The organism is Archangium sp. (genome assembly GCF_045802675.1).
In the GTDB taxonomy this organism is placed as follows: domain Bacteria; phylum Myxococcota; class Myxococcia; order Myxococcales; family Myxococcaceae; genus Archangium.
On sequence record NZ_JBJMQO010000090.1, the window covers coordinates 1 to 25,979 of the forward strand.

A 25,979-nucleotide genomic window follows, 5' to 3' on the forward strand; every position below is an offset into this window, starting at 1 on the left:
CGGCCGCTACTCCACGCGCGGGCTCGTCGAGAAGTACGGAGTAACCTGGGACACCGTGCGGTACTGGATAAAGAAGGGCATCCTCACGCCCGAGCGTGCTCTACCGAAGAGCAATTTCTGCTTCCAGCTGACCCACGAGGTGGAGCAGCTCATCCAGGCCGCCCTTGCTCGAAAACGGACGTCACGCCGTCCCACGCAGCACCACCATCATCACCTCCATTCCCGCTAACACAGGTGTCCTGATGCAGGTTCCGGTAACAGCCAGAGCGCCAGGTACAGGCCCGCGGCCCACACCAGCGACGAGAGAACTGCCTTCGGGCTGAGCTCCCGCCCCAGGGCCGCCTGTGTCTCGTCGAGCACCGCGCCGAAGGCGAGGGCAAGGGCCAGGGTGCGCCTGTCGTCCGTGCGCAGGTAGGGCCCATCCGTGAAGAGGCCCAGGCAGTCACCGCCACCGCGGTGTTCGCACCAACGCAGGTACTTCTCCTTCAGAGCCGCCTCGGCTTCGGGCTGGAGCGGGCCTTTGTCGTTGAGCGGCACCAGGGTGAGCACTCTGTCGCGGTACACCTCGGCGAGCAGCTCCTCCTCCGGCATGGCCTGGAGCAGAACCTGGGCCGTCTCCTGCGCCGTGCCCTTCACCTGGAAGCGCGTGCCGAGCACCTGGACGGCCCGCCGGTACTCGGCCGCCGTGAGGGTCACAACGCCGGTGTTGCCGTGCGAGGTAGGGCTGTCCGCGAACACCACCACCACAGGCTCGAGCTTTCGCGGCGCTGAGCGGGCCTTGGGTGGTGTCGTCGGGCGCCACCGACTCTCCCCGACGAGCTGGCCACCCATGAGCGCCTGTGTCGCGCACGCCGTGAAGAGGAAGAGCACGATGAGCCCGAAGGCCCCTGCAGGTGCCCAGCTTGGCGGGCCCCCCGTCCTTCCTCTCCGGGCTTCGAGCTGCGTACCGCCGCCCTCCCCCACCGCAGGACTCGGGTGCTTCTTCAACATGGCGCTGGCCTCCCCCAGGAGCATCGGTCCCGAAGGATAGGATGCGGGACAGCCAACCCTACAGGGGGGGCGGTCACGCAGATGCCCGGAGGCTCAGTTGCCTCTACAGCCCGCCCTCGGAAATCGTGGCACCCGTCATTTGGTCCGACAAGAACCGATTGGGTCCCTGATGCGAGCCGTGCCTCCATTTTAGGAGTGGGTTCGACTCGAGGCGGCGGGCAACCTCTATTGGAGGCGGCGGGAATCGAAGCCACCGCCCGGAGGTGTCCGCCCCCAACACTCCCGCCCGGGCCCGCCGTGGCCAGCGTTGTCGCCCCTCCTGCCGCGAGGCAGGCTCACGGGGATGCTGGACGACCTCTGGTACAAGAACGCCATCGTCTACTGCCTGGACGTCAAGACGTTCATGGACTCCAACGGCGATGGCGTGGGTGACTTCGAAGGCCTCTCGCGCCGGCTCGGCTACCTCGCGGGCCTCGGCGTCACCGCCCTCTGGCTGCTGCCCTTCCATCCCTCGCCCATGAGGGACAACGGTTACGACATCACCGACTTCTACGGCGTCCACCCGAGCCTCGGCACGCTCGGCGACTTCGTCGACTTCACCCACGAGGCCCGCAAGCACGGCATCCGCGTGATGATGGACCTGGTGGTCAACCACACCTCCAACCAGCATCCCTGGTTCAAGGAGGCGGAGAGCAATCCCCGCTCGCGCTACCGCGACTGGTACATCTGGTCGAAGAAGAAGCCCCGGGACGCGGACCAGGGCATGGTCTTCCCCGGCGTGCAGAAGACCACCTGGACCTGGAGCCCGGCAGCCAGGGCGTATTACTTCCACCGCTTCTACAAGTTCCAGCCGGACCTCAACACCTCCCACCCCCAGGTGTGGACGGAGATTCAGCGCATCGTGGGCTTCTGGCTGGAGCTCGGGGTGTCTGGCTTCCGCATGGACGCCGTGCCCTTCGTGATTCAACGCGAGGGCGCCCGGGGCTCGCACCCCGAGCAGTACCGGATGCTGCGCGACCTGCGCATGTTCCTCCAGTGGCGCACCGGTGACGCCATCCTGCTCGCCGAGGCCAACGTGCCCCCGAGCCACGACCTCGACTACTTCGGCGACGACGGCGACCGGATGCACATGCTGTTCAACTTCCTGGTCAACCAGCACGCCTTCCTCGCGCTGGCCACCGCGGACGCGCGCCCGCTGGTGCAGGCACTCGAGAAGACCCGGGTGACGGAGGAGCTGTCGCAGTGGGCGCACTTCATGCGCAACAACGACGAGCTGGACCTCGGCCGGCTCGACGAGGAGCAGCGCCAGCGCGTCTTCGAGGAGTTCGGCCCCGAGAAGAAGATGCAGCTGTACGACCGCGGCATCCGCCGCCGGCTCGCGCCGATGTTCGCGGGAGACCGCAGGCGTCTGGAATTGGCCTACAGCCTGATGTTCACGCTCCCGGGCACGCCGGTGCTGCGCTACGGGGATGAGATTGGAATGGGCGAGGACCTCTCGCTCAAGGAGCGCAGCGCCATCCGCACGCCCATGCAGTGGTCCACCGAGCCCCAGGCCGGCTTCTCCACCGCGAAGAAGACCGTGCTGCCCGTCATCTCCGAGGGGCCCTATGGCTACGAGCGGGTGAACGTGGCGGACCAGAAGACGGACCCGGGCTCGCTGCTGAACTGGACCGAGCGCATCATCCGCGCGCGCAAGGAGTGCCCCGAAATCGGCTGGGGCCAGTGGCGCGTGCTGGAGACGCACTCACCGCACGTGCTCGCGCTGCGCTACGACTGGCGGAACAACGGCGTGGTCATCCTGCACAACCTGGACGCGAAGAGCCACGCGGTGACCTTCGGGGCCGGAAGCGCGGACGCGAAGGTGCTCATGAACCTGCTGTCGGGAGACCACTCGCGAGCGAACGGGCGCGGACAGCACCAGCTCGAGCTCGAGGGCTACGGCTACCGGTGGTACCGCGTGGGTGGGCTGGACTACATCCTCAAGCGCTCGCGGTAGCGCAAAAGAGACGGGGAGGAGCCGCCCCCACGCGACTCCTCCCCGCCGAGCTTCCCTTCCCCCGTCACTGCCCCAACCCGTCACTGCCCCAACCCGTACTGCCCCAACCCCGTCCAACCCCGCCCTACCCCGACCACCCCACCCCGCGACCGCCCTGAAACCACTCAACCTTCTTGAAACCCCAACCCCGCCCTACCCCCACCGACCCGCCCGACCGCCCCCAACCCGCCCTACCCCGACCGCCCCACCCGTCCTGCCCCGTCACCTCTACGCAGCGGAGATAGAGCATCCCGCGTGCCACCGGCGCCCGTGGGACGAGGGCCCGTGATTTCAAGCGCTTGGCGCACCGCCGGGGGAACCCTGTCCTCCGGCGCAGTAAGACTTACGGGGCACGGATTACCGGCACGGAAAGACGCGGCCCGCCGGCTTCCGGGCACACGAACGCCGAGCGCCGGTTCGCGGCAGCTCCCCGCGGCCCGGCGCCCACACCTCGACTCAGCTCCCGTGCGCGCTCAGGCGAGCACCTGGCCGCCGGTGACGCCGAGGATTTCCCCGTTCACGTAGGTGGACTCGTTGGAGGCGAGGAACACGAACGAAGGCGCCAGCTCCACCGGCTGCGCGGCGCGGCCCATGGGCGACTGCTTGCCGAACTCCTTCACCTTCTGGGCGTCGAAGGACTGGGGAATGAGCGGCGTCCACACGGGGCCCGGGGCCACGGCGTTGACGCGGATGCCGCGCTCGATGAGCTCCTGCGCCAGGCCCTTGGTGAAGGTGACGATGGCGCCCTTGGTGCTCGCGTAGTCGAGGATGCCCGGCGACGGCTGGTAGGCCTGGATGGAGGCCACGTTGATGATGGAGCCCCCCGCCTTCATGTGCGGCAGCGCGTAGCGCACCAGGTGGAACATCGCGAGGATGTTGGTGCGGAAGGTGCGCTCGAGCCGCTCGGCCGTGAGCTCCTCGAACTTCTCCACCTTCTTGCCCTGGTAGGCCGCGTTGTTCACCAGCACGTCGATGCGGCCGAAGCGCTTCACCGTGTCCTCGATGATGCGCCGGCACACCGCCTCGTCCGTGAGGTCTCCCTTGAGCGAGAGCACCTCGTGGCCCGAGTCCTTCACCACCCTGCACGTCTCCTCGGCGTCCGGGTCCTCGTTGAGGTAGGCGAAGGCCACGTCGGCGCCCTCGCGCGCGAAGGCCAGGCACACCGCGCGGCCGATGCCGCTGTCGCCCCCGGTGACGAGCGCCACCCTGTCCTTCAAGCGGCCGAGCCCCTTGTAGGACGTGAGGCCGTAATCCGGCTCGGGGGTCATGTCCTTCTCGAGACCGGGATGCTGCTGCTCCTGGGGAGGCATGGGGGGCTTGGGGCCTGCTTCACGCGGATTCTTCTGAGCCATGGATGGGGTCCTCTCCGATTGCCTACCCTGCCCACGGTGGGGAGGGCGCCGGACGTCGGCAACCGCCGGAGAGGAACCCCTGCCCGTACGGCGGGCGGGCTCAGTTCGTGACGGAGATTTCGAGGTCCTCGGAATGGAAGAGGCCGCCCGTGCAACCGGCCACGCCCTCGCAGGCGAGCACCTGGGGAGCCGCGGTGCCGCTCAGGCGCAGGATGTACTGGCCCTCGACGGTGCCGCTGGGGACGAGGAAGTGGGCCGCGTTGCCCTCCGGGTCCACGGTGAGGGCGGCCACCGCGCCACTGGCCTTGTGGATGAGCGTGGCCTGCGCGGGCGCCGCGAGGGTATCGGTCTCGGGCAGCCACACGTAGGTATGCGTCTGCCCGCGCCGCAGCGTGCCGGCGGTGCCCGGGCTGGTGCGCAGGAAGCGCCGCTTGGCCTTGGCATCCTGGAGCACGAGCAGCACCGGGTGCGTGTCGTCCTGGAGGATGATGCGGAGATCCTCGGTGGGCTCGGCGTCCCACTGCGCGGGGTCGAAGTCGAAGGTGGCGCTCGGGGGCTCGCACACCTCGCGGCCGCCGACGCCGGTGTCGGGGACGCCGCCCGGGTTGAGCTTCATGGGCTGGCCATTGAGGGTGGCGGTGACACCGCTGGCGAGCTGGGCGCAGGACTCGTTGGAGAAGGCCAGCGTGAAGCGGTACGCGCCCACGGACGAGTCGCGCTCCAGCGAGTCGATGTCCGTGAGGGTGAACTGGAGGGAGCGGCCCTGCAGGTCGGCGAGGGTGACGGGCTCGGCCACGGTGCGGCCACAACCGGCGAGGAGCCCCAGCGCGGCGAGCGCGCCCATGACGAAACGGAGAGACGAAGCGGAAGCCATCGGAGGAACCCTAACACCCCCTCCCGGAATGGCCTGTTCCGAGCCGCACTCCCGCCGGGTGGCCGGGCGAGCCTCGAAGCTTGATGGCCCGAGCGCACGGGGCCAACATCGGGGAGCGAGACAGCGAGGAGGAGACGTGGCGGGCCGAGTGCTCCATCTGGCGGCGGGAAACCTGTACGGAGGCGTGGAGACGTTCCTCGTCACGCTGGCACGCTCGCCCCGGCGGCTGGAGCACCGCTTCGCGCTGTTCTTCGAGGGCCGGCTGGCCACCGAGCTGCGGGCCGCGGGGGCCAGCGTGGAGGTGCTCGGCCCGGCGCGGCTGGGACGCCCATGGACGCTGCTCGGGCCGCAGGTGCGGCTGCGCGGGCTGTTGAAGGCCTGGCGCCCGGACCTGGTGCTCGCCCACTCCACGTGGCTGAAGCTCGTCGCGGCCCCGGCGCTGCAAGGCTACCGGCAGGCGCTCTTCGTGCACGGGCAGATGGACGCGCGCAACCGGCTGGACTGGCTGATGGCCCGCTTCCCTCCGCACGCGCTGTTGGCCAACTCGGCGTTCACGGCCGCGTCCGCTTCGGCGCTGGTGCCCCAGCTCACGCCGCTCGTCGCCGGCTGCCCCGTCGAGGATCGCACACCGAGGGAGCCCGGAGTCCGCGAGGCCCTCCGCCAGGAATTGGGAGTGCCCGAGGACACGCCCGTCATCCTCCAGGTGAGCCGCATGGAGCCGGGCAAGGGACATGCGCTGCTGCTGGAGGCACTCGCGAAGCTGGGGCGGGACACGGCCTGGGAGTGCTGGCTCGCGGGCGGCACGCAGCGCCCGGAGGAGCAGGCCTACGTGGAGCGCCTGCGCGCGCAGGTGGCGGACCAAGGGCTGACGGACCGGGTGCGCTTCCTTGGCCAGCGCATGGACATTCCCCGGTTGTTCACCGCGGCGGACGTGTTCTGCCACCCCAACGTCGTGCCCGAGGGCTTCGGCATCGTCTTCATCGAGGCGATGTACGCGGGGCTGCCCGTGCTGACGACGGACCTCGGCGGGGCGCGGGAGATCGTCGACGAGACGTGTGGAGCGCGGGTGCAGCCGAGGGCGGACGCGGTCGCCGGAGTGCTCGCGCGGTGGTTGGTGGACCCCGGGTCGAGGCGGGCCCTGGGACGCGCGGGCCGTCAGCGGGCGGAAGGGCTCTCCCTCCCGTCCCGCCGGGTCGCCCTGGTGGAGGATGCCCTCGAGCGTGCGATGCGGCCCTGAGGCGGGCCTCGGGTCACGTCGCCTGGAGCGGCTGCTGGAATGCAGCGGACTCCAGGATACGCCGCAACCGCGTCAGGTCCTCTTCCAGGTGCCTGCGGGCGGTGCGGACGAAGAGCGGCGTGGTGAGGGCGAACAGGCCCCCGAGCCGGGCCTGCGTGCGGAACGTCACGCGCGTGCCCTCTCCGGTCCACTCGAACAGGCGCCAGCCCAGCACCTGGATGTGCGGCAGGTTGGCCCGGAGCACCACGCGCACCGGGGGCTCGTACTCGAGCACCTCGACGGGCACGTGCGCGCGCCGCCCGAGCAGGTGCACCCGCTGGATGAGGCGCACCCCGACGCCCAGGGGCGCCGTCACGTCCACGTGCTCGACCACCGCGGTCCAGTTCGGATCCTTCTCCGGGTCACTCGCCAGCGCGAAGACCTCGTCCAGGGGACGCCGGATGAGAACGCTCTGCTCCAATTCGATCATCGCGCCTGCCTGCCTCCCCAACGCGGACCCGGACCCCGCGCGTGACCATCCATGGCCACGCGCCGGGCCTCCTGCACCCCGGAAGATGGGCTTTCCGCCGGGTTCTGTCCGCCGTGTGACGAGCGCTGGGCCGCTCGCACGGAGTGCATCCGTCCAGGCGCACCCGCGGTGCACCCAGGCTCACGGAGAGTCGGAGGACCGAGCCAGCTTCGCCTCCAGTCCCTTCTTCACCTCGGGCCACTCGGTGTCGATGACGCTGAAGTAGGCCGAGTCGCGCACCACGCCGCCGCGCACCAGCATGTGGTGACGGAGGATGCCCTCGAAGCGCGCGCCGATGCGCTCGATGGCCGCGCGCGAGCGCACGTTGCGCCGGTCCGTCTTGAGCTGCACCCGCATCACCTTCAGCTCCTCGAAGGCCTGGCGCAGCAGCAGGTACTTGCACTCGGTATTCACCCGCGAGCGCCACACCCGCTTCGCCAACCACGTGTGGCCAATCTCCAGCGTGCGGTGCTTGCGCTGGATGTCCAGGTAGCGCGTGCTGCCCACCGGCGTGCCCGTCTGCTTCTCGATGATGACGAAGGGACGCTCCACCCCGCGCTCCACCGCTTCCAGCGCCTCGGCGATGTACGCCTCCACGTCCTGGAGCGAGCTGAGCACCATGGGAAAGAACTCGAAGAGGGAGGGCTCCACCACGGCGGCGAGCGCGGGCGCATGGCTCATGGCCAGCGGCTCCAGGCGCACCGCGACGCCCTCGAGCGTCACCGGCGGGGCGATGAGGGGCGTGGTCTCGCGGTAGAGGAGGGGGTCGTTCTCGGTGCTCATGCGAGCGCGGGGTGTACACCCTTCGCGCCGGGACCTCCAGCCAACGGCCCGCGTGGTTTTCCGACAACCCGCCGCCCCGAGGTGTGTACCCTTCCCCGCCTCCATCAGACGCAGGGGAAGGAACACACCATGGCGACGGACGACCGCTTCCTGGAGATTCGCACGTACAAGCTTCGCCCCGGCACGCGGGAGCGGTTCGACACCGTGTTCCGCACGGGCGCCATGCCGATGCTGCGGCGCCACGGCATCACGGTGGTCGACTTCGGCCCCTCGCTCCATGACGCGGATGGCTATTACCTGATGCGCGCGTACCCCTCGCTCGAGCACCGCACGAAGGTGCTCGATGCCTTCTACGGCAGCAAGGAGTGGCTGGAGAACCATGACGCCGAGGTGATGGCGATGATCGACACGTACAACACGGTGGTGCGCCCCGCGACCCCGGCGCTCCTGCGCGAGCTGGACCGGGGCGAGTCCGGCCGCGTCGAGAGCCCCCCGCGAGCGGAGAAGATCCAGCTCTCCGAGGGCGCGCCGATGAAGGACTACCAGCACTACATCCACGAGCTCGAGACGATGCATGGATGGCTGAAGGTGGACCTGGTGCACAACTGCTTCCTCATGGGCGAGGAGGTGGGGGAGCTGTTCAAGGCGGTGCGCCGCTACAACAAGTACTTCGACGAGGGCCAGGGCACTCCGGCGGACACGGCCAAGGCCCACCTCGCGGAGGAGCTGGTGGACGTCTTCAACTACCTGCTGGCCATCGCCAACCGCACGGGCGTGGACCTGGAGCAGGCGTTCCGGGACAAGAACGCGCGCAACCAGGAGCGCACCTGGAGCTGAGCTACCGGGCCACCACCAGCACCTGACGTGCGCGCCCCGGCACCGAGCAGTAGAGCCGGAGCATGTCGGGGGCTTCCAGGGGCTCCGCCAGGGATTGGCACCAGCGCAGCAGCTCGCGGAGAGCGGCCTCGCTCTGGAGCTGCAACCCCTCATCGGTCGCGACGCGGTGGCGGATGCGGGACAACGCCGAGGCGGAGACGCCATCCAGGGTCCCCTCCCGGGTGATGAAATACAGACGGCGCAGGAACACGCCGGGGCCGGGTTCGCGCCGGAAGCGACGGAAGGAGTCGCGAGAGAAGACGAAACGCTCGCCGTCCTGCTCGTGCACGGCCTCTCGGTCGAAATGTCCCGAGCGGAAATAGCGGGTCCGGTACTCCGGGGGGTCGTAGTGCCGGGCGTCTCCCGTGAACCAGGCCAGGTTCTCCTGACGGCGGCGGAAGCCGTGGGCGAGGTCGTTGAGGTTGCGCTTCACCTCGACGAGGGCCAGCACCTCCACGGGCTGCTCGGGGTGACGCGGCCGCCGGATGAGCAGTTGGTCGAGCTCGGTCCGCGCCGCCCCGAGCCCCACGCCCGTGAGCACCCGGAGACGCGCCGTGTCGCCCGCCTTTCCCACCAGGTCGGGCACGAGGGTGTTCCAGGTCAGGGCGAGTGCCTGCTGCTCGAAGCTTCCGCCCATGTTCCCGGAACGGCGCCCCTGCCGCAGGAGGAGCTCGGACAGGTCCGCTTCCGCGCGCTCCAACCCGAGGCGTGAGCGCAGCCGCTCCAATTCCCCGCGGACCCGGAGCCATTCCCGCCGCGCGGGGCTCGCCTGGGTCAGCGCTTCCTGCTCACGTCGCAGCTCCTGTTGTCGTGTCTGAAAAGCAGCGAGCTTTGCCTTGAGGTCCGGCTGCTTTTCCAGCGCGCTCCGCTCCAGCGCGGCCCCCAACCCGGCAATGGCCTTGCCGGTCCTCAGGAGCTCTTCTTCCACCTCGCGCAGGCGAGCCCCATGGGAGGAGGCTTCGTCCGCGGCGGTGGAACGACGGAAGGTGTCTTCCAGTGCGAGCAACTCGGGATGGGCCCGCCGCAGCTCGCGGATGCCGGCGCGCTGAACGAAGGCAGGGTCCAGTTCCCAGTACGGGAGCTGTTGGGCGAGCCAGTGGCGGAAGCCCTCCACGTCGAGGGTCCGGAGGTCGACAGCCTCCCGGAGCAGCCGGCGCAGCTCGCGAGTCCCCCGGACCACGTGAAGAGGCAGGCCGTCCCTGTCGCTCGCCCTGGGGCTCCGCACGGCTCAGACAGTGCCCATCATCAGGGCCTGCAGGTGCTCGGGCTCCTCGCCCAACCACTTTTGATTGGCCGCGGTCCCGTCGTAGATGGACGAGGTCTTGAAGGGCTCGAACTCGCCGTGGGCGGCGGCCTTCTGCGTCTTCGCCAGCAGCTTCTGGAGCTCCTCGTCGGAGAAGGGCTTGAAGGTGCGTGCCGCCTCGAAGGCCTGCTCCAGAATCTCCATGCTGTCCACGCCCGTGATGACGACCGACGTGGGCAGGTGGAGCGCGTAGTGGAGGCACTCGATGGCCGTCACCGTCTTCGACTCGAGGAGGGAGCCATTGGCCAGCGTCTTCATCGCGAGCACGCCGATGCCGTCCTTCACGAGCTCCGGGAGCACCTGCTTGGAGAAGCTGCGGAAGTGGGCGTCCATGAGGTTGAGGGGCATCTGGACCGCGTCGAACTTGAAGCCGTTCTCGCGGGCGACCTCCAGCATGTACAGGTGGATGCGCGGGTCCTTGTGCCCGGTGAAGCCGATGTAGCGCAGCTTGCCGGCCTTCTGGGCCTCGAGCAGAGCCTCCTGCGCGCCGTCCCTGGCGAAGATGCGGTTGGGGTCCTCGAAGCGGAGGATTTCATGGTGCTGCACGAGGTCGATGCAGTCCGTTTGCAGCCGCTCGAGCGATTGCTCCAGTTGCCGCGTGGCCTCCTTCTTCGTGCGGCCGTCGATCTTGGTCATCAGGAAGACCTTCTGCCGGTAGCCCTCGCGGAGCGCCTTGCCCATGCGCAGCTCGCTGATGCCGTCGTTGTAGTCCCAGCAGTTGTCCATGAAGTTGATGCCGCGATCGATGGCGCTGCGCACGATGCGGAAGGCGAGCTTCTCATCGACCTTGGGCAGCGCGAGGTGCCAACCCCCGAGGCCAATCGCGGACACCTTCTCCCCCGTGCCGCCAAGAACCCGGTAGGGCATTTCTGAATCGGCCATGGTCTCTCCCACTCCGTTCCGATGAAGTGCCGGTCAAGGTGGGGATTGTGGTCCGTGGGAGCATCCTCCTCGCGGCCCTCGCGCGGGCCCTGTGCGTTGGACGACGATGCAGGCATGCATCCGACCCCTCCTTCGAAAGTGTCCCTGGGATTCGTGCACGCCCGTACCCTCCTCGCGAGCGCGGTGCTGGCCCTGCTCGCGGCGTGTGCGGCGCATCCCACGGCAACCCCGCCCTCGCGCGAGCCCCGCGTCCTCCGCGTGGGCACGAGCGGTGACTACCCGCCCTTCACCACGCTGCGGGACGGGCAGGCGTCGGGCTTCGACGCCGCGCTCATGGAGGCCTATGCGAACGAGCGCGGCTACCGGCTCGAATGGGTGCGCTTCCGCTGGCCGGAGCTGGTGGCGGACCTCGGTGCGCATCGCTTCGACGTGGCGGCCAGTGGCCTCACCCTCCGGCCCGAGCGCTCGCTCGCCGGGCGGTACACCGTCCCGGTGGCGCGCAATGGTGCCCTGCTGCTCCTGCGGCGGCCGGCCTGGGCTCCTTCGCCCGGAAGCAGCGCCCCCGAGGAACCCCTCGCACTGCTGCACACGCTCGACCGGCCCGAGTTCCGCGTGGCGGTGAACCGGGGTGGGCACCTGGAGCGCGTGGCCCGGGCGCACTTCCCGCACGCGAGCATTCTCGCCATTCCGGACAACGCGGCGGTGCGCGAGGCGCTGGCCTCCGGACAGGCCGACGCGGCGCTCACCAACACCGTCGAGGGACCCCACTGGGCCGAGGGCCTCTCCGGCATCGAGCGCGTCGGCCCCTTCACCCGGGACGTGGTGGCGCTCTACGTGGAGCCCTCGCACGCCGAGCTGGCCGCGGACCTGGACACCTGGCTCCTCCAGCAGGAGGCGAGCGGCGCACTGGAGCGGCTGCGGGCGCGGTATCTCGGCCCTGGGGCCATGGGTCCCACCGCGACGCCCGTGGACGCGCTGCTCTCCGCGACGGCCGAGCGGCTGGCGTTGATGCCAATGGTGGCCGTGGCCAAGCAGCGCGCGGGCCAGCCCATCGAGGTGCCCGCCCAGGAAGCGCGCGTGCTCGAGGCCGCCCGGAAGGAGGTCCACGAAGCCGCGAAGGCCCTCGGCGTCGCGGCGCCTCCGGACGAGGCCATCACCGCGTTCTTCCAGGCTCAAATCGATGCGGCCAAACACATCCAGCAGCGCACGCCCACGGACCCGAATGCACCCGAGCACTCGCTCGATACGGAGCTCCGGCCGGCGCTCGCGCGGATCAGCGCGCGCCTCAGCACGCTCGTGCCACGCGTTCCCCGGGAGCTGGACCGCGAGGCCACGCGGCGCAAGGCCCACGAGGAGCTCGCGTCCACGGGCCTGGAGGGCGAGGAGATCGACCGCCTCGCCGATGCACTGGTACAGCTCGGGCAATGAGCTGAACTAAGCTCGGCGCGTATCGTTGTCCCTCACGCACCAGGTGCTCCATGCCCGCCGATTCCACTGGCTCCCCGCCGTCTCCCGCCGCCGCGCCCACGACCGGAAGCAGTGACTCGCCGGCGCTCCACAACGAGCGCTTCGCCCACCTGCCGGATCTCGCGGGTGTGCTCGCGGGCAAGGCCACGCTCGGCACCGGCGCGAAGGGGCCGGGAGTGAAAGCCGTGCAGCAGGCCCTGCTCGACATGGGCTTCAGCATGCACGGGGGCGCGGATGGTGCGTTCGGCGCGCAGTCCACCAAGGCGGTGCATAACTTCCAGGTACATGCCCGCTCGGCCTACCCCGAGGTAAAGGCCTCGGGCGTGGTGGACGCCGCCACCCTTCGCGCGCTGGATGCGCTCGCCCTGGCACCGGGACAGCGGGGGCAGACGCAGCACCTGCCGGGGTCCCGCTACAAGAGCGTCCCCGTGCGCGTGGTGGTGGTGAAGAACGAGCACCGCACCTTCCTCTTCGATCCCCAGGGCAAGCTCCACTCCATCTTCGGCAACGCGGTGGGCTCCCGCTATACGCAGACGGACTCGGGCCTCAAGAAGGTGACGGGCAAGCTCGACGAGGCGCAGTCCATCGCCCTGGGCAAGAAGCTCTGGGGCGGCCCCGTCTTCGGGCCTCGCATCGTCGATCTCTCGTGGGCGGATGGCTCGCGCTCGGGCGAGGAGCTCCACGGCACCAGCGCTCCCGCCCAGCTCGGCGAGGACGTCTCGCACGGCTGCGTCCGCCACGACAACACCGCCATCATTGCCATCTATGACGCCCTGCACGTGGGCGACATGGTGGCCATCGTCGACAGCATCAACGACCCGCACCTGAGCACTCCCCCCACGGCGCCCACGGGGACGCCGGACCTCTCGGGCGCGGTGGCCTCGCGCTAGGCCAGATGGGGTAAGTCCTGTCAGGGGGGTGGCTCCGGGCGCGTTTTCCCGCAACTGGTCCGATGGTCGTACCAGTCGGGACGAAACGCGACCGGAAGGTGCCTCGTTCTTTGCGCCGAGAGCACCCTGACTGGACTTTGCCCACCTGGCTTAGGCGCGGGCCTCACCCGTCGGGCCGCTGGATTTACGCGGCGCGTCATCCGTGTCATGGTCCGCCGCGAGCGAACCTTGATGACCTCCAAAGACACCGAAGCGTCGGCGATGCAGCCCGGCCTGGCCCCACCCGCCCCCGCTGGAGCGCTCGCCGTGCCGCCGCCCGCAACCCCGGCCGGTGGCGGCAAGCTGGAGTTCGCCCTCGGCGTCCTCAATGGCGTGCTGGGGGACTACCTCCACCGCCAGGACAACGGGTTGGCCACGCCGATGGAGCTCTTCCTCGAAGGGCACCCGGTGCGGCTCGATCGGGAGTCACTGCGGCGTGCGTACCCCGCGGCCACGGGCCGGCTGGCGCTCTGGGTGCATGGGCTCGCCGTCACCGAGGCCGTCTGGTCCTTCCCGGACGAGCCCGCGGTGAGCTACGGCGCGCTGCTGCAACGGGACCGGGGCGTGACGCCGCTCTACCTCCGCTACAACACGGGCCTGCACATCTCCGACAACGGCGAGGCCCTGGCCCGGCTGCTGGAGACGCTGGTGGCCTGTTTCCCGGTCCCCGTCGAGGAACTCCTCCTGGTGGGCTACAGCATGGGCGGGCTGGTGGTGCGCAGCGCGTGTCACGTGGCCGCCGAGGCGGGGCACTCCTGGCTGTCCCGGGTCCGCCGAGCCCTCTACATCGGCGTGCCGCACCTGGGCTCGCCGCTCGAACGGGCGGGCAAGGTGGTGAGCCAGGTGCTGCGGGCGATTCCCAATCCCTACACACGGCTGGTGGCGGACGTCGTCGACCTGCGCAGCAGCGGCGTGAAGGACCTGGGTTACGGGAACCTGCTGAAGCGGGACTGGGAGGGCGTGGAGGGCACGGCGCGGCCGCGCAACCGCCGCCACCCCGTCCCGCTGCTCCCGGAGCTGTCCCATCACCTGCTCGTGGGTGCCCTGGGCCAGGACGAGCGCCACATGCTCTCGGCGCTCTTCGGCGACGGCGTGGTGCCCGTGGCGAGCGCCGCCGGACGGGCGGCACCAGAGGACCGCTCGCCGGTGTTTCCGCAAGAGAACGTCAAGGTGGTGGCGGGGGTGGACCACATCGCCCTGGCCCACCACGCGGCGGTTTATGAGCAGGTGAGGGACTGGTGCGACCAGGAGCTTCCATGAAGAAGTGGCGCGGATTGACGGAGCTGGTGCGGGACGCGGTGGACAAGGGCGCGACAGCGGTGGAGCAGGTGCACAAGCGCACCGCCGCCACGCCCTTCGAGCTGCTGGAGAAGGTGCCCCCGCTCGCGGCCACCGCCCGGAGCGTGCACGAGCTCCATGACCTGGCCGTCTCGAGCTCGTATGGGATGGTCCGGTGGGTCAACCGCGTGGCGGGCACGGCGGTGGTCGTCGCGCTCGACCTCGTCGAGCAGTCGCGCGCGCGAGACGCCGGAGCCCTGGAGCCCCAGCAGCGGAGGTAGCGGGCCTGTCGGGCCGCGGGCCTCGCGCGCCTACGGGGGGGACTGCTTGGCGAACAGCTCGACCTGGAGGCCGCCGGGCATGATGGTCATCCGGTGCTCGGCCGAGGAGTGCTCGGAGCCGCGCATCTTGAGCACCGCCATGGTCCGCTCCAGCTCATGGCTCTTGCGCGCGTAATCCATCAGGAGGATGGCGTCGGGAATGGTGGACAGGTAGGGCGGCGCGGCGTCGTTCTCCAGGAACGTCCCGATGGTCTGGGTGAGCAGGGCGCTGCGGCTGTGCTCGCGCAGCAGCGAGGAGAGCCCGACCATGAACTGCCGGAAGCCGCGCTCCGACGTGGAGTGCTCGATGGAGGAGATGCTGTCGACGACGATGAGCGAGGGCTTGAAGGTGGCCAGTCCCGAGCGCAGCTCCACCAACAGGTCCTCCGGGCTGGTGGCCTCCGGGTAGCGGCACTCCACCCTGAGGTGGCCCGCGGCCTCGAGCTCCCTCAAGGACAGGCCCACCTTGGCGAAGTTGCGCATCAGGATGGGCTTGGTCTCCTCGAAGCCGTAGTAGATGACGCGCTCGCCCCGCATGGCACCGGCCCGGGCATACATGCCCGAGAGCGTCGTCTTGCCACTGCCCGAGGGGCCTCGCACCAGCACGATGGAGTCGCGCAGCCACCCGCCGTGCGTCATCGCATCCAGCCCCTTCACGCCGCTGGGGAGGCGCGCGTCCTCGCTGAGATCGTCCGCCTGGCGGGCATCCAGCGGGAAGACGGTGAGCCCCTCCAGCGTCATGGTGCAGGGGTACTCGCCCTTGTAGTGCGCGCTGCGGCGGTACTTGTGCACCTCGATGGACCTGCGGCGGCGATCCCCATCCACGAGGTTGCGCAGCACGAGGACGGTGTCGCAGACGAAGTCCTCCACGCCCAGGGTGGTGAGCTGTCCGTAATCCCCGGGGGCCTCGGCCGTCAGGATGGCGGTGAGCCCCTGCTGCCGGAAGGACGAGACGAGCCGGTAGAACTGGCTGCGCAGGTGCGCCTCGGGAGGCCGCGGGCTGAAGAGGGCCGTGGCCGAGTCCAGCACCACCGCGGTGGCCCCGGTCTTCTTCACGGTGTCGGAGACGAGGTGGACGACGCCCTCCACGTCGAAGTCGCCGCTGACGTGCGTGGGCCCATCCATGGGCCGGGTGAGGTCGGTGAGGATGACCGTTCCGTCCTTCACCCGTCCGGCCAGATCGAAGCCGAGCGTGTCCGCGGTGGAGACGAGGTCCTCGGCCGTCTCCTCGATGGTGAGGACGAGCGTCTTGATGCCCATCCTCGCCAGGTTGCAGGCGATCTGCAGCGACAGGATGCTCTTGCCCGCGCCGCTCTTGCCGGTGATGAGCGTGGTGCGCCCCTGGGGAATGCCTCCGTAGGTGATGATGTCCAGGCCCGGAACGCCCGTGGGCAGCTTGCGGATGGTGGTCATTGCCTCCGCTCTACCCCGGAATGCTCCAGCAAGTCCTCGACGAGTGTCGTGTCCTCCAGGTCGCCCACCACCCAGGTTCGCGGCCGGGGGTTGCGCTGGACGAGCGTTGGGGTGAGCAGGATGTGATCCTCCTCGGCGGAGGCGGGCCGGCCCTCGGCCAGGTCGATGACCGTGAAGGCCACCTGGGAGGGCTCGTAGCGGGCGAGCAGCGTCTTCATCTGCCGGAGCGCGCGCATCGAGGCGGGGGAGCGGCCCGCCGTGTAGAGCACCAGCTCGCTGCGCACCAGGGTCCTCTCCGGTGGGACGGGAAGGCGCGGGCGCCCCAGGAGCTGGAGCACCTGGGCCACGAGGTTGTCCGTCCCGCCGTCCTTGGGAATGATTTTCAGGCCCGCGCCGCCCTCGATGTGCGTGCTGCCGGTGAAGAGCAGGACTTCGATGCCCTCCAGCAGGCCGGAGGACGCGGCCTGCTTCAGCATCCGCGTCCCCGTCCCGTCCCGCATCCGGTAGTCGCTGATGACCAGGCGGAACCGGTGCTGTTTCAACAGCTCCAGCCCTTCATGGACTCCAGCGGCCTCGGTGACGGAGACGCCCTCTCGTGCGAGTGCTCGCACGAGGAGGTAGCGGCTCGCGGCGTCGTCATCGACGTACAGAACGGGTTGGTCGGGTCGGGTGGCTTCGGGTGCGAACATCGGCTGGCGATGATACCCGACGCCTCGGCTCAGCGGTCCACGTCCAGCAACGCGGCGAACAGGTCGCGCGGATCGATGCTCGCGGGAAGCCCGGAGACGCCCCCATCGTTCACCTCGACCACGGCCCACTGTCCGCTATCGAGCATCGCGACGTCCAGGGTGAAGAAGCGCGCGGGAATCCGCCGGGCGAGCCGCTCGAAGGCGGTGAAGTCCGGCACGTCCACCTCGAAGTCGTGCGAGGACTCCGCCGCCAGCAGCCGTCCGCTCCCGAAGAACAGTCGGAACTCCCGGCTCGACGCAAGGGCTGACAAAGACAGCTCAGCGGCTGTCTGGCGTGGATGGCCGGTATCGCGACGCGACTTCCAGCCTGTCCTTGGGCTGACGCGGGTGGGTCCGCGGGCCTGACAACGATTGGGGGAGCCCGGGAGGTCCGATACCCTCACCCCGGCCCTCTCCCGGTGGGGGAGAGGGAGGGATGCTCGTTGGGTGATTCGGGCGCTCCGTGCTCAGAAGTAGCGCTTGCGCTTGCTGCTCGGGAGGATGCCCAGCACCTCGCGGTACTTGGCCACCGTGCGCCGGGCGATCTCCGTGCCCTGCGCCTTGAGCAGCTCGACGATCTTCTGGTCCGAGTACGGATTGCGCGTGTCTTCCTGCGACACCAGCTGCTTGATGTGGTGCTTCACCGCCTCGCTCGCCGTGTCCTCACCGGACACGCGGGCAATGGACGAGTTGAAGAAGTACTTCAGCTCGAAGATGCCCTGCGGGGTGTGCACGTACTTGTTCGTCGTCACGCGCGACACCGTGGACTCGTGCATGCCGATGTCCTCGGCCACGTCCCGGAGGATGAGCGGCTTGAGGTGGGCAATGCCCTTGTCCAGGAAGTCCCGCTGGAACTTCACGATGCTCTCGGTGACCTTGTAGATGGTGCGCTGGCGCTGGTGGATGGAGCGGATGAGCCACTGCGCGCTGCGCAGCTTCTCCTGGATGAACTCCTTCGTCTGCCCCGGCCCCACCCCGCCGCTCCTCAGCGCGTTGCGGTAGGTGCCAGAAATCCGCAGCTTCGACAGGCCGTCGTCGTTGAGCACCACCGTGTAGTCGTCCTCGCTCAGCTTGTAGACGAACACGTCGGGGGTGATGTACTGCGCGTCGTCCCCGCTGAAGTTGCGGCCCGGCTTGGGGTCCAGCTTCGGCAGCAGCTTGGAGGCCTCCACCACCTCCTCGAGCGACACCTTCAGGTCCTTGGCGATGGCCGGCAGGTTCTTGCTCTCGAGGTACTTCATGTGCCGCTTGATGATGAGGCCCAGCAGCGCCGCGTGCCTGTCCTTGAGCGCCGCCACCTGGATGAGCAGGCACTCCTGCAAGTCGCGCGCGGCGCAGCCCCTGGGCTCCAGGTTCTGGATGCGGCGCAGCGTGCGCTCGGCCACCGACATGGGCACGTCCGCCTCGTTGGCCAGGCGGATGAGGGGGTCTCCCTCCACGTCCTCCAGCTTCAGGTACCCGTCATGGTCCAGGTTGCCCAGAATCAGCATGCCCACGCGCCGCTCGGCCTCGTTGAGCCGCAGCGTGCCCAGCTGCTCCTGGAGGTGGTCGACCAGGTCTTCCTTCTCGACGAGGTTGGCCTCGAAGGAGGGCATGTCCTCGGTCGCCACATTGCCCTTGTTGGAGGCGGTCGTGGGCTCGTTGAACTGGTAGCTGTTGAGGTAGGCCTCCCAATCGATTTCCGGAGGCCCGTCCCCATCCGCCTTGAACTCGGGCGCCGCGTCCGGCGTCCGCTGCTCCACCCCCACCGGCATTTCGGTGTTGGCCGCCTCCAGTGAGGCCTCTCCCGGCTCCTTGTCCGTGGTATCCCCGAAGGGCGTCTCGTCGGGCTGCTCCAGGAGGGGGTTCTGGTCCATCTCCTCGCGGACCTGCTCCAGCAGCTCCATCCGCGAGAGTTGCAGCAGCTTGATGGCCTGCTGCAGCTGGGGCGTCATCACCAGCTGCTGCGAAAGCTTCAGGCTCTGCTTGAGTTCCATCGCCATGCGCTGTCTCCCGCCCGTTTCAACAATCGACTCGATGGCGGCCCGCCATCAAGGACCGTGCCAAAGTAGCAAGGCCCCCTGACTTCGTCCAGTGTCCGAGAGTTCGGCCCGCGCTTTGCATTTTGTGGAATAGTTCTTTGATTTCGCACACTTACACTGTCTCGCCCGCCCAGCGGACGTTCAACAATGGACGTGTGGAGCGCATGCCGGGAGGGGAACGGGAGGGGGCGAAGTGGGCCCCCGGCCCCGGTTTTTCGGCCCTCAAACCGACTGCAAGCGGAATCGCTCGCCGAGGTACACCGCCCGGGCCCGGGGCGAGGAGGCCAGTTGCGCCGGCGTGCCCTCTTCCAGGATTTGACCCTGTGCGATGATGTAGGCCCGGTCGCAGATGCCCAGGGTGTCCTGGACGTTGTGGTCGGTGATGAGGACGCCCAGGCCCCGGGACTTCAGGTGGGAAATCTGGCGCTGGAGGTCCCCCACGTTGATGGGGTCCACGCCGGCGAAGGGCTCGTCGAAGAGGATGAAGCGGGGGTTGGGGATGAGCGAGCGGGCGATTTCGGCGCGGCGGCGCTCGCCCCCGGAGAGCGTCTCGCCGAGCGAGTCGGCCACATGGCCCAGGCCGAACTCGTCCAGCAAGTCCCGGGCGCGCCGCTCGCGGGCGGCCTTGTCCAGGCCCTTCTCCAGCTCCAGCACGGAGAGGAAGTTCTCGCGCACCGACAGCTTGCGGAAGATGGAGGACTCCTGGGGGAGGTAGCCCAGGCCGCGGCGGGTGCGCCGGTGCATGGGCAGGGGGGTGAGCTCCTCGTCATCCACGAGCACCCGGCCGGCGTCGGGCCGCACCAGGCCCACCACCATGTTGAAGCTCGTCGTCTTGCCGGCGCCGTTGGGGCCGAGCAGCCCCACCACCTCGCCCTGCGAGACGTGGAAGGAGACGCCCTGCACCACCCTGCGCTTGCGGAAGGCCTTCTGGAGACCCTCGGCGAACAAACGGCCTGTCATGGTTGCTTCGTGCTCCCCGCGTCCGTGTTGCCGGGCGTGCCGCCCGGGTTGCCCGTACCGCCGTCCTTACGCCGCTGCTGCTCCTTGAGCGGCGCCGTCTCGACGGTGATGACGGCGTCCTTCACCTCGAAATTCGCCTCGCCCACCTTCATGCGCACTTCCGAGCCCCGGAGGTGGGTGGTCGGGTCTCTGGCCTCGGGGTTGCCCGTCACCACCAGCGTGCCGGTGAGCACGTCGTAGTCCGCCCGCTCGCCCTTCGCGGTGCGCACCCCGTCCACCGCCCGCACGTTGCCCACGCACTCGGCGCGCGTCACCTCGCGCGGGCCGTTGTAGTGGGCAATCATCTTGTCGCAGCGCATCTCGAGCGAGCGCTGCCGCACCGCCACGTCGCCCGTGAAGACGGCCTGGGTGCGCGAGCCCACCACCCGCTTGGAGGAGATCTCCGCCGGGCTGCCCTTGGGGGCCGGGTCCTTGCCGCCCTTGCGCGGAGCCTGCTTGAGCGGGGCCGACTGCAAGGTAACGACGGCGTTCTCCACCTGGTACTGCGTCTTGTCGCCCACCGTCAGGCGCACCTCGGAGCCCTGGAGGTGGGTGGTGGGGTCCCGCGCCTCGGGGTTGCCCGTCACCACCAACACGCCCGAGGGCACGTCGAAGTCCGCCCGCTCGCCCTTGGCGGTGCGCTCGCCGTCCACCGCGCGCACGTTGCCCACGCACTCCACCCGCGTCACCTCGCGCGGGCCGTTGTAGTGGGCAATCATCTCGTCGCAGCGCAGGTCCAACGTCCGCTGCTTCACCACCACGTCGCCCTTGAAGACGGCCTCGGTGCGCGAGCCGGACACCAGCCGGGAGGAGATCTCCACCGGGTTGCGCAGCGGGGGGGCCCCGGCCCGGGTGGGCGTGGCGGACTCGAGCACGGTGGGCTTCACCGGCTGGGCCACGAAGAAGGCTGTCACCAGGTACTCAATCATGCGCGGCCTCCAGCACCACCTGGACGGGGGCCTCGCCGCCCTCGAAGGTGTAGGTGCCGTCGGAGAGGGACACGGTGAAGGCCTGGGCATGGCCCCGGTAGGCGGGCCCCGTCACCTGCACGCCCTCGTTGCCGCGCGCCACCTGCTGGGCGCCGTCATAGGTGGCCCGAGGCGTGCGCGCCACCACGCCCGTGGCGGTCAGCACCTCCACGTCGCCCGAAGCCACCAGCTGTCTCGTCCCGAGGTTGCCGTCCATGAGATTGGCGCGCACCGTCGTGCCGCCCGGAGGTACAGCTGCCTGCTCGCCTTTGTTCCGCGCGTGCGCCTTCGAATCGCCCGCGGGGGCCCGCCCCGGCGGCTGCTGCTTGCCCAGCAGGTGGAGCGTGGCCCGGGTAGCGGTGAGGTCGCCATTGCGCTGGTAGGTCGCCTGCTCGGCCTGGCCCGTCATGGACAGGGTGCTGCCCTCGTACGAGCGCAGCCGCACCCCGTGCATCACCACGGCGGGCGGCGCGGACGCTTCTCCGGCCGCCTGCTTGGGAGAGCAGGCCGCCAGGAGAGCGAGGAGGCTCGAGAGGAGGACGGTACGGAGCACGGACGCTTCCTATCACCCGGGGGGCGGGGGGGGACGGGTCTTCCAACGCTGGTGCATCCACACCCATTGCTCGGGGGCCCGGCGGATGGCCGCTTCGATGCGCAGCGAGAGAGCAGCCGTGAGCGCCACGGCATCCGCCTCGCGGTCCCCGCCCGCCTGCCAGGGCACCTCCTCCATCCAGAGGCGGTAGCCCTCGCCCTCGCGCTGGCAGAAGCCCACCACCACCGCCGCACCCGTGCGCAGCGCCAGGTCCGCCGCCGCCCGGGGCGTGGCCGCCAGCTCGCCGAAGAAGGGCACGAAGACGGACTGCACCTTCGTGTCCTGGTCGATGAGCAGCCCCAGAATCTCCCCCGCCTTGAGCGCGCGCAGCATGGCCCGCGCCGCGCCCTCCTGGCCCCGCCAGATGCTGCGCACCCCGCCGCGCGCCCGGAACTGCTCGACGAGCGCGGTGAGCCTCGGGTCCGTGGTCTCCTTGGCGATGCTCTGGCTCGGGTAGCCGGCGCGCGCCACCCGCCGGGCCAGCAGCTCCCAGTTGCCCACGTGGCCGGAGATGAAGACGACGCCCTTGCCCCGGGCGAGCGCCGCGTCCAGCACGCGCCGGTCCTCGTCCTCCCAGCGCACCAGGCGCTCGAGCTGCCGGTCCATGGAGGCGGTGGCCCCCACCTCGAAGGCGGCCATGCCCAGGTGGCGGAAGCTGGCGCGGGCGAGCTCATGCCGCTGTGCGTCGGACTTCTCCGGGAAGGCCCGGGCCAGGGACTTCAAGGCCTTGCGGCGCTCCCCTCCGGCCACGGCGAAGGCGAAGCGGCCGAAGCCCGCGCCCAACCCCCGGGCGAGCCCCAGGGGCAGCGCGCTCACGATGGCCAATGCCGCACGGACGAGCAGGTAACGGAGGAAACGCTTCAGGCGCTTTGCTAAGGGAGGGCGCTCCACGAGCGTTTCCATATCCCATGCGCGAATACAACTTCGACGGCATCGTCGGTCCCACCCACAATTATGGCGGCCTGTCGCCCGGCAACCTGGCCTCCGCCCTTCACGGCGGCGAGGTGAGCCACCCTCGCGAAGCGGCCCTCCAGGGGCTGGAGAAGATGCGCTTCGTGTCGGGGCTGGGCGTCGGACAGGCGGTGCTGCCGCCCCAGCCGAGGCCGTCGCTCAAGGCGCTGCGCGCGCTGGGCTTCAGCGGCACGGACGAGGAGGTCATCTCCCGGGCCGGCAAGGAGGCGGACCACCTGCTGCGGCTGACGTCGAGCTCGGCGGCCATGTGGACGGCGAACGCGGCCACGGGAGCGCCCTCGGAGGACACGGCGGACGGGCGCATGCACCTGACGCCGGCCAACCTCCAGCAGATGTTCCACCGGGCGCTGGAGGCGGAGACGACGCACTCGGTGCTGCGCTCCATCTTCGCGGACGAGAAGCACTTCGCCATCCACGCGCCCCTGCCCGGCGGCGGGCACTTCGCGGACGAGGGCGCGGCCAACCACACGCGGCTCGTCACGCCGGGGCACAAGGCGGTGCACCTGCTCGCCTGGGGCCGGAGCGCCTGGCGGGAGGACGTGCGCCACCCCACCCGTTTCCCCGCCCGGCAGACGTACGAGTCCAGTCAGGCCCTCGCGCGGCTGCACCAGCTGGACCCCGCCCAGGTGCTGCTGCCGCAGCAGGCCCCCGAGGGGATTGATGCGGGCGCCTTCCACACGGATGTGCTCGCGGTGGGCAACCAGGGCTTCCTCATGCTGCACGAGCTGGCCTTCGTGGACGCGCAGGGACTGCTGAAGACGCTGCGCGAGAAGCTCGGCGAGGGCTTCACGTACGTGCTGGCGAGCAACGAGGAGCTGCCCGCGCGCGACGCGGTGAAGGCCTACCCGTTCAACTCGCAGGTGCTGACGCTGCCGGACGGCACCATGGCCATCATCGCCCCCGAGGAGGCCCGGGAGACGGAGCCGGCGCGGCGCTTCCTGGAGCGCGTGGTGGCCGAGAACAATCCGGTGAAGCGCGTGTATTACCTGGACGTGCGCCAGTCGATGAACAACGGCGGCGGCCCGGCGTGCCTGCGCCAGCGCGTGTGGCTCACCGACGCCGAGCGCGCCGCGGTGAAGGCCCACGTCTTCTTCACCCCGGAGCTGCACGAGACGCTCGCCGCCTGGGTGAAGAAGCACTACCGCGAGGACCTGCGCGCCAAGGAGCTGGCGGACCCGAAGCTGGCCCGCGAGACGATGACGGCGCTCGACGAGCTCACGCGCATCCTCAACCTGGGCAGCGTCTACGACTTCCAGCGGTGAGGTTCGGGGCGCACAGGGAGGGGTGACCATGCAACGGCTGCTGACATTGATGCCGCTTCTATGCTTCACGATGGGGTGCGGAGAGACCTGGGCCCGCCCCGGTGTCGAAGTGCCCCTGCACAGGGACTTGATGGGACTCACTCCCAAGGAGCCTCCGTGCACGCTCAAGAAATCGGATTGGGAGAAGTTTTGCACCCCGGAGAACCACGGCAACAAGAAGCTCTGCCCTGAAGGGTGTCCGGTGTCAGTTCCCGAGACGGATTCCTCCAAGTGATGACGCTCCTATGAGATGGCGCGCGCTCCGGGTCATCCTGCCCTGCATCCTCCTCCCACTTCCGCTGGCGGGGCTGCTCTTCATGGTCATGCGGCCACCGACACCACCCTCGCCCCAGCGGACGGCCCTCATTCCCCTGCTGCCCCTGGACGTGCGCGGCAGCCTCCCAACCTATGAGCGCACCTGCACGACGGATGCGGACTGTGATCAGCCGCTCGGCTGTCTGCAAATCAGAAGCGAGTATCGCTCCGAATGTAGCGACAGCCGGTGCATGGAGGACAAGGATTGTCCGGACGAATTCGCCTGCCTTCCCGTCAAGACAGAGGGGAAGCAGATGCTGGTGCGCAGGTGCTCGCTCGTGGGAGACCGGAAGGAGGGAGAGAAGTGTGACGTGCTCGCGCGCAGCCATCGCCTCGGCTGTGCACGCGGTCTACTCTGTCAAGCGGGGTGGTGCGGCCGTCCCTGTCAACTCGGCGACCCAACGAGTTGCCCCACCGGATTCTTCTGTTCGGAGGGAAGTGAGGGCCCCCCCTCCTGCCTGCCCACGTGCGAGGGCCATACTTGTCCCGAAGGACAGCGATGCATTCCCCATGAAGGGGGCTCCTCGCTGTGCCAACAGCTGGTTGGCCCCGATTGCCGGAAGAATCCCTGTCCCAAGGATTATGACTGTCGGCTCATGGCTCCCCCGCAGCGTCCCTGGGAGGTACGAACCGAATGCAGGCAGGGATGTGACAGAACCATGCCTTGCGCGGAGGGAACCGTCTGTATCCGATATGAGTGCCGCCGGACGTGTGACCCCAAGACCCCATCCACCTGCGGGCCCGGGCTCACCTGTGGGCAACTCAATCCCTCGGACCCCTGGTACTGCCTTCCGGGATGAGCGTTCATCCCTGGCACCCGTTGCGCCCTACGGGAACGTCACGCCCGAGAGCATGGCCGTCCGCGTCCCGCTCTCGTCCCACAGCTTGAGCAGGTAGGGACCGGGGGCGTCGCTCCCGGGCAACTCCACCTCCACCAGCACGCGAGGCGAATCGTCCAGAGCCGTGGGCTCCAGGAACAACACCTGCGCGTCCCATCTGCCGCCCTGCCCCACGAGTTGCGCGTGCGTGGGAGCCCAGAGCCGGGGTCCCAGATTCCAGAGCGTCAGCGCCACCGCCAGCCGCATCACGGGTGCATCTTTGTCTCCACCCGTGGCGCGGTAGCTCACGGCATCCCTCGGAGAGAAGGCTTCTCCACGCCGGAGGATGACGTCCTGGATGATGCGACTGGCGCGAATGCCCATCTCATCCATCCGCTTCGGGGCGAGCAGGCCGATGAGGCCACGCGGTGCGCCGCACTCCGTGCGCTCCCGTGTCCGCTCCGCCTCGCACTGCTGCAATCTCGCCTCGGCCTGTTCAGCCTGTTGACGGTAGGAATCCCCAGGGCGTGGGCGGCGATAGACCTCCACCTGAGTCTCGGCCTGAGGGGACACCACCAGGGTGAAGTCCACGCTCGTGGGCGGCGCCCCGTCCGCGAAGCGCACCGTCAACGTCAACCGCCTGCCCGGCGGCAGCTCGCCCGAGGGCAGCAGGTTGAGCATGAGCCCGTCCTCGGACAACGACACCTGCCGGAAGCGCCCACGCTCCTCCACGATGACACCCTCACGCCCCACGGGTGTGTCGAAGACGAATGTGGTGACGAGGTTCGGACTGATGCGTATCTCACGCACCTCGCGAGGACTGTCCGCCGTGACCGTGAAGCGGGGCGCCCCCGTCATCTCCCATGCGGCGCCCGCAGCGGGCTGCGCGAGTGCCGGAGCGTTCGAGAGGAGCAGGAGCACGGCGGTGGCGGGGGACAAGACAGGCATGGGGATGCGACCTCCCGAGTGGAGACGCTAACAGGAACCTCGGACGTTGGCCCCCACCCTTTTCGCGCCC

At 69.4% G+C, this 25,979-nt stretch carries 25 protein-coding genes; 9 read left to right on the top strand and 16 right to left on the bottom strand.

Annotation, left to right across the window (positions count from 1 at the left end; all coding sequences use genetic code 11):
* Positions 1 to 229 (top strand): MerR family transcriptional regulator (locus ACJ8AN_RS25625; protein WP_407758092.1); only part of this gene is annotated, 229 nt, incomplete at its 5' end.
* Here the strand turns inward: ACJ8AN_RS25625 and ACJ8AN_RS25630 are convergent.
* On the bottom strand, positions 226 to 744 hold the full coding sequence (locus ACJ8AN_RS25630; protein ID WP_407758093.1) for a hypothetical protein: 519 nt from the start codon (positions 742 to 744) through the stop codon (positions 226 to 228). The genes ACJ8AN_RS25625 and ACJ8AN_RS25630 overlap by 4 nt on opposite strands.
* A gap of 589 nt (positions 745 to 1,333) precedes the next feature.
* Here ACJ8AN_RS25630 and ACJ8AN_RS25635 point away from each other — a divergent pair.
* The gene (locus ACJ8AN_RS25635; protein WP_407758094.1) at positions 1,334 to 2,986 is read left to right on the top strand and encodes an alpha-amylase family protein; all 1,653 of its coding nucleotides are present in this window, start codon (positions 1,334 to 1,336) and stop codon (positions 2,984 to 2,986) included.
* 512 nt (positions 2,987 to 3,498) lie between these two features.
* On the opposite strand, the gene ACJ8AN_RS25640 is transcribed toward ACJ8AN_RS25635, so the two are convergent.
* Together ACJ8AN_RS25640 and ACJ8AN_RS25645 are read right to left on the bottom strand one after the other, a co-directional pair.
* The gene (locus tag ACJ8AN_RS25640) at positions 3,499 to 4,377 is read right to left on the bottom strand and encodes an SDR family oxidoreductase (protein WP_407758095.1); all 879 of its coding nucleotides are present in this window, start codon (positions 4,375 to 4,377) and stop codon (positions 3,499 to 3,501) included.
* 100 nt (positions 4,378 to 4,477) lie between these two features.
* Positions 4,478 to 5,251: a hypothetical protein gene (locus tag ACJ8AN_RS25645; protein WP_407758096.1), complete on the bottom strand. Its 774-nt coding sequence runs from the start codon at positions 5,249 to 5,251 to the stop codon at positions 4,478 to 4,480.
* Between the two features lie 136 nt (positions 5,252 to 5,387).
* Here ACJ8AN_RS25645 and ACJ8AN_RS25650 point away from each other — a divergent pair, with 136 nt between their 5' ends.
* A complete protein-coding gene (locus ACJ8AN_RS25650) occupies positions 5,388 to 6,488 on the top strand; it encodes a glycosyltransferase (RefSeq protein ID WP_407758097.1) in 1,101 nt (366 codons plus the stop codon).
* A gap of 13 nt (positions 6,489 to 6,501) precedes the next feature.
* Here the strand turns inward: ACJ8AN_RS25650 and ACJ8AN_RS25655 are convergent, their stop codons facing one another.
* Together ACJ8AN_RS25655 and ACJ8AN_RS25660 are read right to left on the bottom strand one after the other, a co-directional pair.
* Entirely contained in the window at positions 6,502 to 6,957 is a 456-nt protein-coding gene (locus tag ACJ8AN_RS25655) for an SRPBCC family protein (protein WP_407758098.1), read from the bottom strand.
* Between the two features lie 180 nt (positions 6,958 to 7,137).
* Positions 7,138 to 7,779: a GNAT family N-acetyltransferase gene (locus ACJ8AN_RS25660; protein WP_407758099.1), complete on the bottom strand. Its 642-nt coding sequence runs from the start codon at positions 7,777 to 7,779 to the stop codon at positions 7,138 to 7,140.
* A 129-nt stretch (positions 7,780 to 7,908) separates the two neighbouring features.
* Here ACJ8AN_RS25660 and ACJ8AN_RS25665 point away from each other — a divergent pair, with 129 nt between their 5' ends.
* Complete coding sequence (locus ACJ8AN_RS25665; RefSeq protein WP_407758100.1) at positions 7,909 to 8,616, top strand: NIPSNAP family protein; 708 nt, start codon at positions 7,909 to 7,911, stop codon at positions 8,614 to 8,616.
* A gap of 1 nt (position 8,617) precedes the next feature.
* Here the strand turns inward: ACJ8AN_RS25665 and ACJ8AN_RS25670 are convergent, their stop codons facing one another.
* On the bottom strand, positions 8,618 to 9,835 hold the full coding sequence (locus ACJ8AN_RS25670; protein WP_407758101.1) for a hypothetical protein: 1,218 nt from the start codon (positions 9,833 to 9,835) through the stop codon (positions 8,618 to 8,620).
* Positions 9,836 to 9,883: 48 nt separating this feature from the next.
* Positions 9,884 to 10,840 (bottom strand): aldo/keto reductase, encoded by a 957-nt coding sequence (locus ACJ8AN_RS25675; protein ID WP_407758102.1) that lies wholly within the window; start codon positions 10,838 to 10,840, stop codon positions 9,884 to 9,886.
* Positions 10,841 to 10,993: 153 nt separating this feature from the next.
* Between ACJ8AN_RS25675 and ACJ8AN_RS25680 the strand changes: the two genes are divergently transcribed.
* From ACJ8AN_RS25680 to ACJ8AN_RS25695, 4 genes are all read left to right on the top strand, one after another.
* Positions 10,994 to 12,268 carry a transporter substrate-binding domain-containing protein gene (locus ACJ8AN_RS25680; protein ID WP_407758103.1) on the top strand — a complete coding sequence of 425 codons (1,275 nt, stop codon included), beginning with the start codon at positions 10,994 to 10,996 and terminating at the stop codon, positions 12,266 to 12,268.
* A gap of 50 nt (positions 12,269 to 12,318) precedes the next feature.
* Positions 12,319 to 13,197 carry a L,D-transpeptidase family protein gene (locus tag ACJ8AN_RS25685; protein WP_407758104.1) on the top strand — a complete coding sequence of 293 codons (879 nt, stop codon included), beginning with the start codon at positions 12,319 to 12,321 and terminating at the stop codon, positions 13,195 to 13,197.
* Between the two features lie 231 nt (positions 13,198 to 13,428).
* Positions 13,429 to 14,496 carry an esterase/lipase family protein gene (locus ACJ8AN_RS25690; RefSeq protein WP_407758105.1) on the top strand — a complete coding sequence of 356 codons (1,068 nt, stop codon included), beginning with the start codon at positions 13,429 to 13,431 and terminating at the stop codon, positions 14,494 to 14,496.
* Positions 14,493 to 14,795: a hypothetical protein gene (locus ACJ8AN_RS25695; RefSeq protein WP_407758106.1), complete on the top strand. Its 303-nt coding sequence runs from the start codon at positions 14,493 to 14,495 to the stop codon at positions 14,793 to 14,795. The genes ACJ8AN_RS25690 and ACJ8AN_RS25695 overlap by 4 nt, the downstream gene beginning before the upstream one ends.
* 30 nt (positions 14,796 to 14,825) lie before the next feature.
* Here ACJ8AN_RS25695 and kaiC read toward each other — a convergent pair whose 3' ends face one another.
* From kaiC to ACJ8AN_RS25735, 8 genes are all read right to left on the bottom strand, one after another.
* Entirely contained in the window at positions 14,826 to 16,247 is a 1,422-nt protein-coding gene (gene kaiC / locus ACJ8AN_RS25700; protein ID WP_407758107.1) for a circadian clock protein KaiC, read from the bottom strand.
* Entirely contained in the window at positions 16,244 to 16,936 is a 693-nt protein-coding gene (locus tag ACJ8AN_RS25705) for a circadian clock KaiB family protein (protein ID WP_407758108.1), read from the bottom strand. The genes kaiC and ACJ8AN_RS25705 overlap by 4 nt, the downstream gene beginning before the upstream one ends.
* Positions 16,937 to 16,965: 29 nt before the next feature.
* Entirely contained in the window at positions 16,966 to 17,247 is a 282-nt protein-coding gene (locus ACJ8AN_RS25710; protein WP_407758109.1) for an ATP-grasp domain-containing protein, read from the bottom strand.
* Positions 17,248 to 17,442: 195 nt separating this feature from the next.
* Positions 17,443 to 18,957 (bottom strand): RNA polymerase factor sigma-54, encoded by a 1,515-nt coding sequence (gene rpoN / locus ACJ8AN_RS25715; protein WP_407758110.1) that lies wholly within the window; start codon positions 18,955 to 18,957, stop codon positions 17,443 to 17,445.
* Positions 18,958 to 19,218: 261 nt separating this feature from the next.
* Positions 19,219 to 19,956, bottom strand: coding sequence for an LPS export ABC transporter ATP-binding protein (gene lptB / locus ACJ8AN_RS25720; RefSeq protein ID WP_407758111.1), 738 nt, complete (start codon positions 19,954 to 19,956; stop codon positions 19,219 to 19,221).
* Entirely contained in the window at positions 19,953 to 20,924 is a 972-nt protein-coding gene (locus tag ACJ8AN_RS25725) for an LptA/OstA family protein (RefSeq protein WP_407758112.1), read from the bottom strand. Before ACJ8AN_RS25725 ends, lptB begins: the two co-directional genes overlap by 4 nt.
* Entirely contained in the window at positions 20,917 to 21,516 is a 600-nt protein-coding gene (locus ACJ8AN_RS25730) for a hypothetical protein (RefSeq protein ID WP_407758113.1), read from the bottom strand. The genes ACJ8AN_RS25725 and ACJ8AN_RS25730 overlap by 8 nt, the downstream gene beginning before the upstream one ends.
* A 12-nt stretch (positions 21,517 to 21,528) precedes the next feature.
* Positions 21,529 to 22,446 carry a lysophospholipid acyltransferase family protein gene (locus ACJ8AN_RS25735; protein WP_407758114.1) on the bottom strand — a complete coding sequence of 306 codons (918 nt, stop codon included), beginning with the start codon at positions 22,444 to 22,446 and terminating at the stop codon, positions 21,529 to 21,531.
* A gap of 17 nt (positions 22,447 to 22,463) precedes the next feature.
* Between ACJ8AN_RS25735 and astB the strand changes: the two genes are divergently transcribed.
* The gene (astB, locus tag ACJ8AN_RS25740; protein ID WP_407758115.1) at positions 22,464 to 23,789 is read left to right on the top strand and encodes an N-succinylarginine dihydrolase; all 1,326 of its coding nucleotides are present in this window, start codon (positions 22,464 to 22,466) and stop codon (positions 23,787 to 23,789) included.
* A gap of 1,181 nt (positions 23,790 to 24,970) precedes the next feature.
* On the opposite strand, the gene ACJ8AN_RS25745 is transcribed toward astB, so the two are convergent.
* Entirely contained in the window at positions 24,971 to 25,909 is a 939-nt protein-coding gene (locus tag ACJ8AN_RS25745) for a DUF2381 family protein (RefSeq protein WP_407758116.1), read from the bottom strand.
* Positions 25,910 to 25,979: the final 70 nt, after the last annotated feature.

What these genes read in the sequence shown, in the direction of transcription:
- ACJ8AN_RS25635 (WP_407758094.1), top strand. Translation starts at nt 1,334, where the DNA reads ATGCTGGACGACCTCTGGTACAAGAACGCCATCGTCTACTGCCTGGAC.
- ACJ8AN_RS25640 (WP_407758095.1), bottom strand. Translation starts at nt 4,377, where the DNA reads ATGGCTCAGAAGAATCCGCGTGAAGCAGGCCCCAAGCCCCCCATGCCT.
- ACJ8AN_RS25645 (WP_407758096.1), bottom strand. Translation starts at nt 5,251, where the DNA reads ATGGCTTCCGCTTCGTCTCTCCGTTTCGTCATGGGCGCGCTCGCCGCG.
- ACJ8AN_RS25655 (WP_407758098.1), bottom strand. Translation starts at nt 6,957, where the DNA reads ATGATCGAATTGGAGCAGAGCGTTCTCATCCGGCGTCCCCTGGACGAG.
- ACJ8AN_RS25660 (WP_407758099.1), bottom strand. Translation starts at nt 7,779, where the DNA reads ATGAGCACCGAGAACGACCCCCTCCTCTACCGCGAGACCACGCCCCTC.
- ACJ8AN_RS25665 (WP_407758100.1), top strand. Translation starts at nt 7,909, where the DNA reads ATGGCGACGGACGACCGCTTCCTGGAGATTCGCACGTACAAGCTTCGC.
- ACJ8AN_RS25675 (WP_407758102.1), bottom strand. Translation starts at nt 10,840, where the DNA reads ATGGCCGATTCAGAAATGCCCTACCGGGTTCTTGGCGGCACGGGGGAG.
- ACJ8AN_RS25685 (WP_407758104.1), top strand. Translation starts at nt 12,319, where the DNA reads ATGCCCGCCGATTCCACTGGCTCCCCGCCGTCTCCCGCCGCCGCGCCC.
- ACJ8AN_RS25690 (WP_407758105.1), top strand. Translation starts at nt 13,429, where the DNA reads ATGACCTCCAAAGACACCGAAGCGTCGGCGATGCAGCCCGGCCTGGCC.
- ACJ8AN_RS25695 (WP_407758106.1), top strand. Translation starts at nt 14,493, where the DNA reads ATGAAGAAGTGGCGCGGATTGACGGAGCTGGTGCGGGACGCGGTGGAC.
- kaiC (WP_407758107.1), bottom strand. Translation starts at nt 16,247, where the DNA reads ATGACCACCATCCGCAAGCTGCCCACGGGCGTTCCGGGCCTGGACATC.
- ACJ8AN_RS25705 (WP_407758108.1), bottom strand. Translation starts at nt 16,936, where the DNA reads ATGTTCGCACCCGAAGCCACCCGACCCGACCAACCCGTTCTGTACGTC.
- rpoN (WP_407758110.1), bottom strand. Translation starts at nt 18,957, where the DNA reads ATGGCGATGGAACTCAAGCAGAGCCTGAAGCTTTCGCAGCAGCTGGTG.
- lptB (WP_407758111.1), bottom strand. Translation starts at nt 19,956, where the DNA reads ATGACAGGCCGTTTGTTCGCCGAGGGTCTCCAGAAGGCCTTCCGCAAG.
- ACJ8AN_RS25725 (WP_407758112.1), bottom strand. Translation starts at nt 20,924, where the DNA reads ATGATTGAGTACCTGGTGACAGCCTTCTTCGTGGCCCAGCCGGTGAAG.
- astB (WP_407758115.1), top strand. Translation starts at nt 22,464, where the DNA reads ATGCGCGAATACAACTTCGACGGCATCGTCGGTCCCACCCACAATTAT.
- ACJ8AN_RS25745 (WP_407758116.1), bottom strand. Translation starts at nt 25,909, where the DNA reads ATGCCTGTCTTGTCCCCCGCCACCGCCGTGCTCCTGCTCCTCTCGAAC.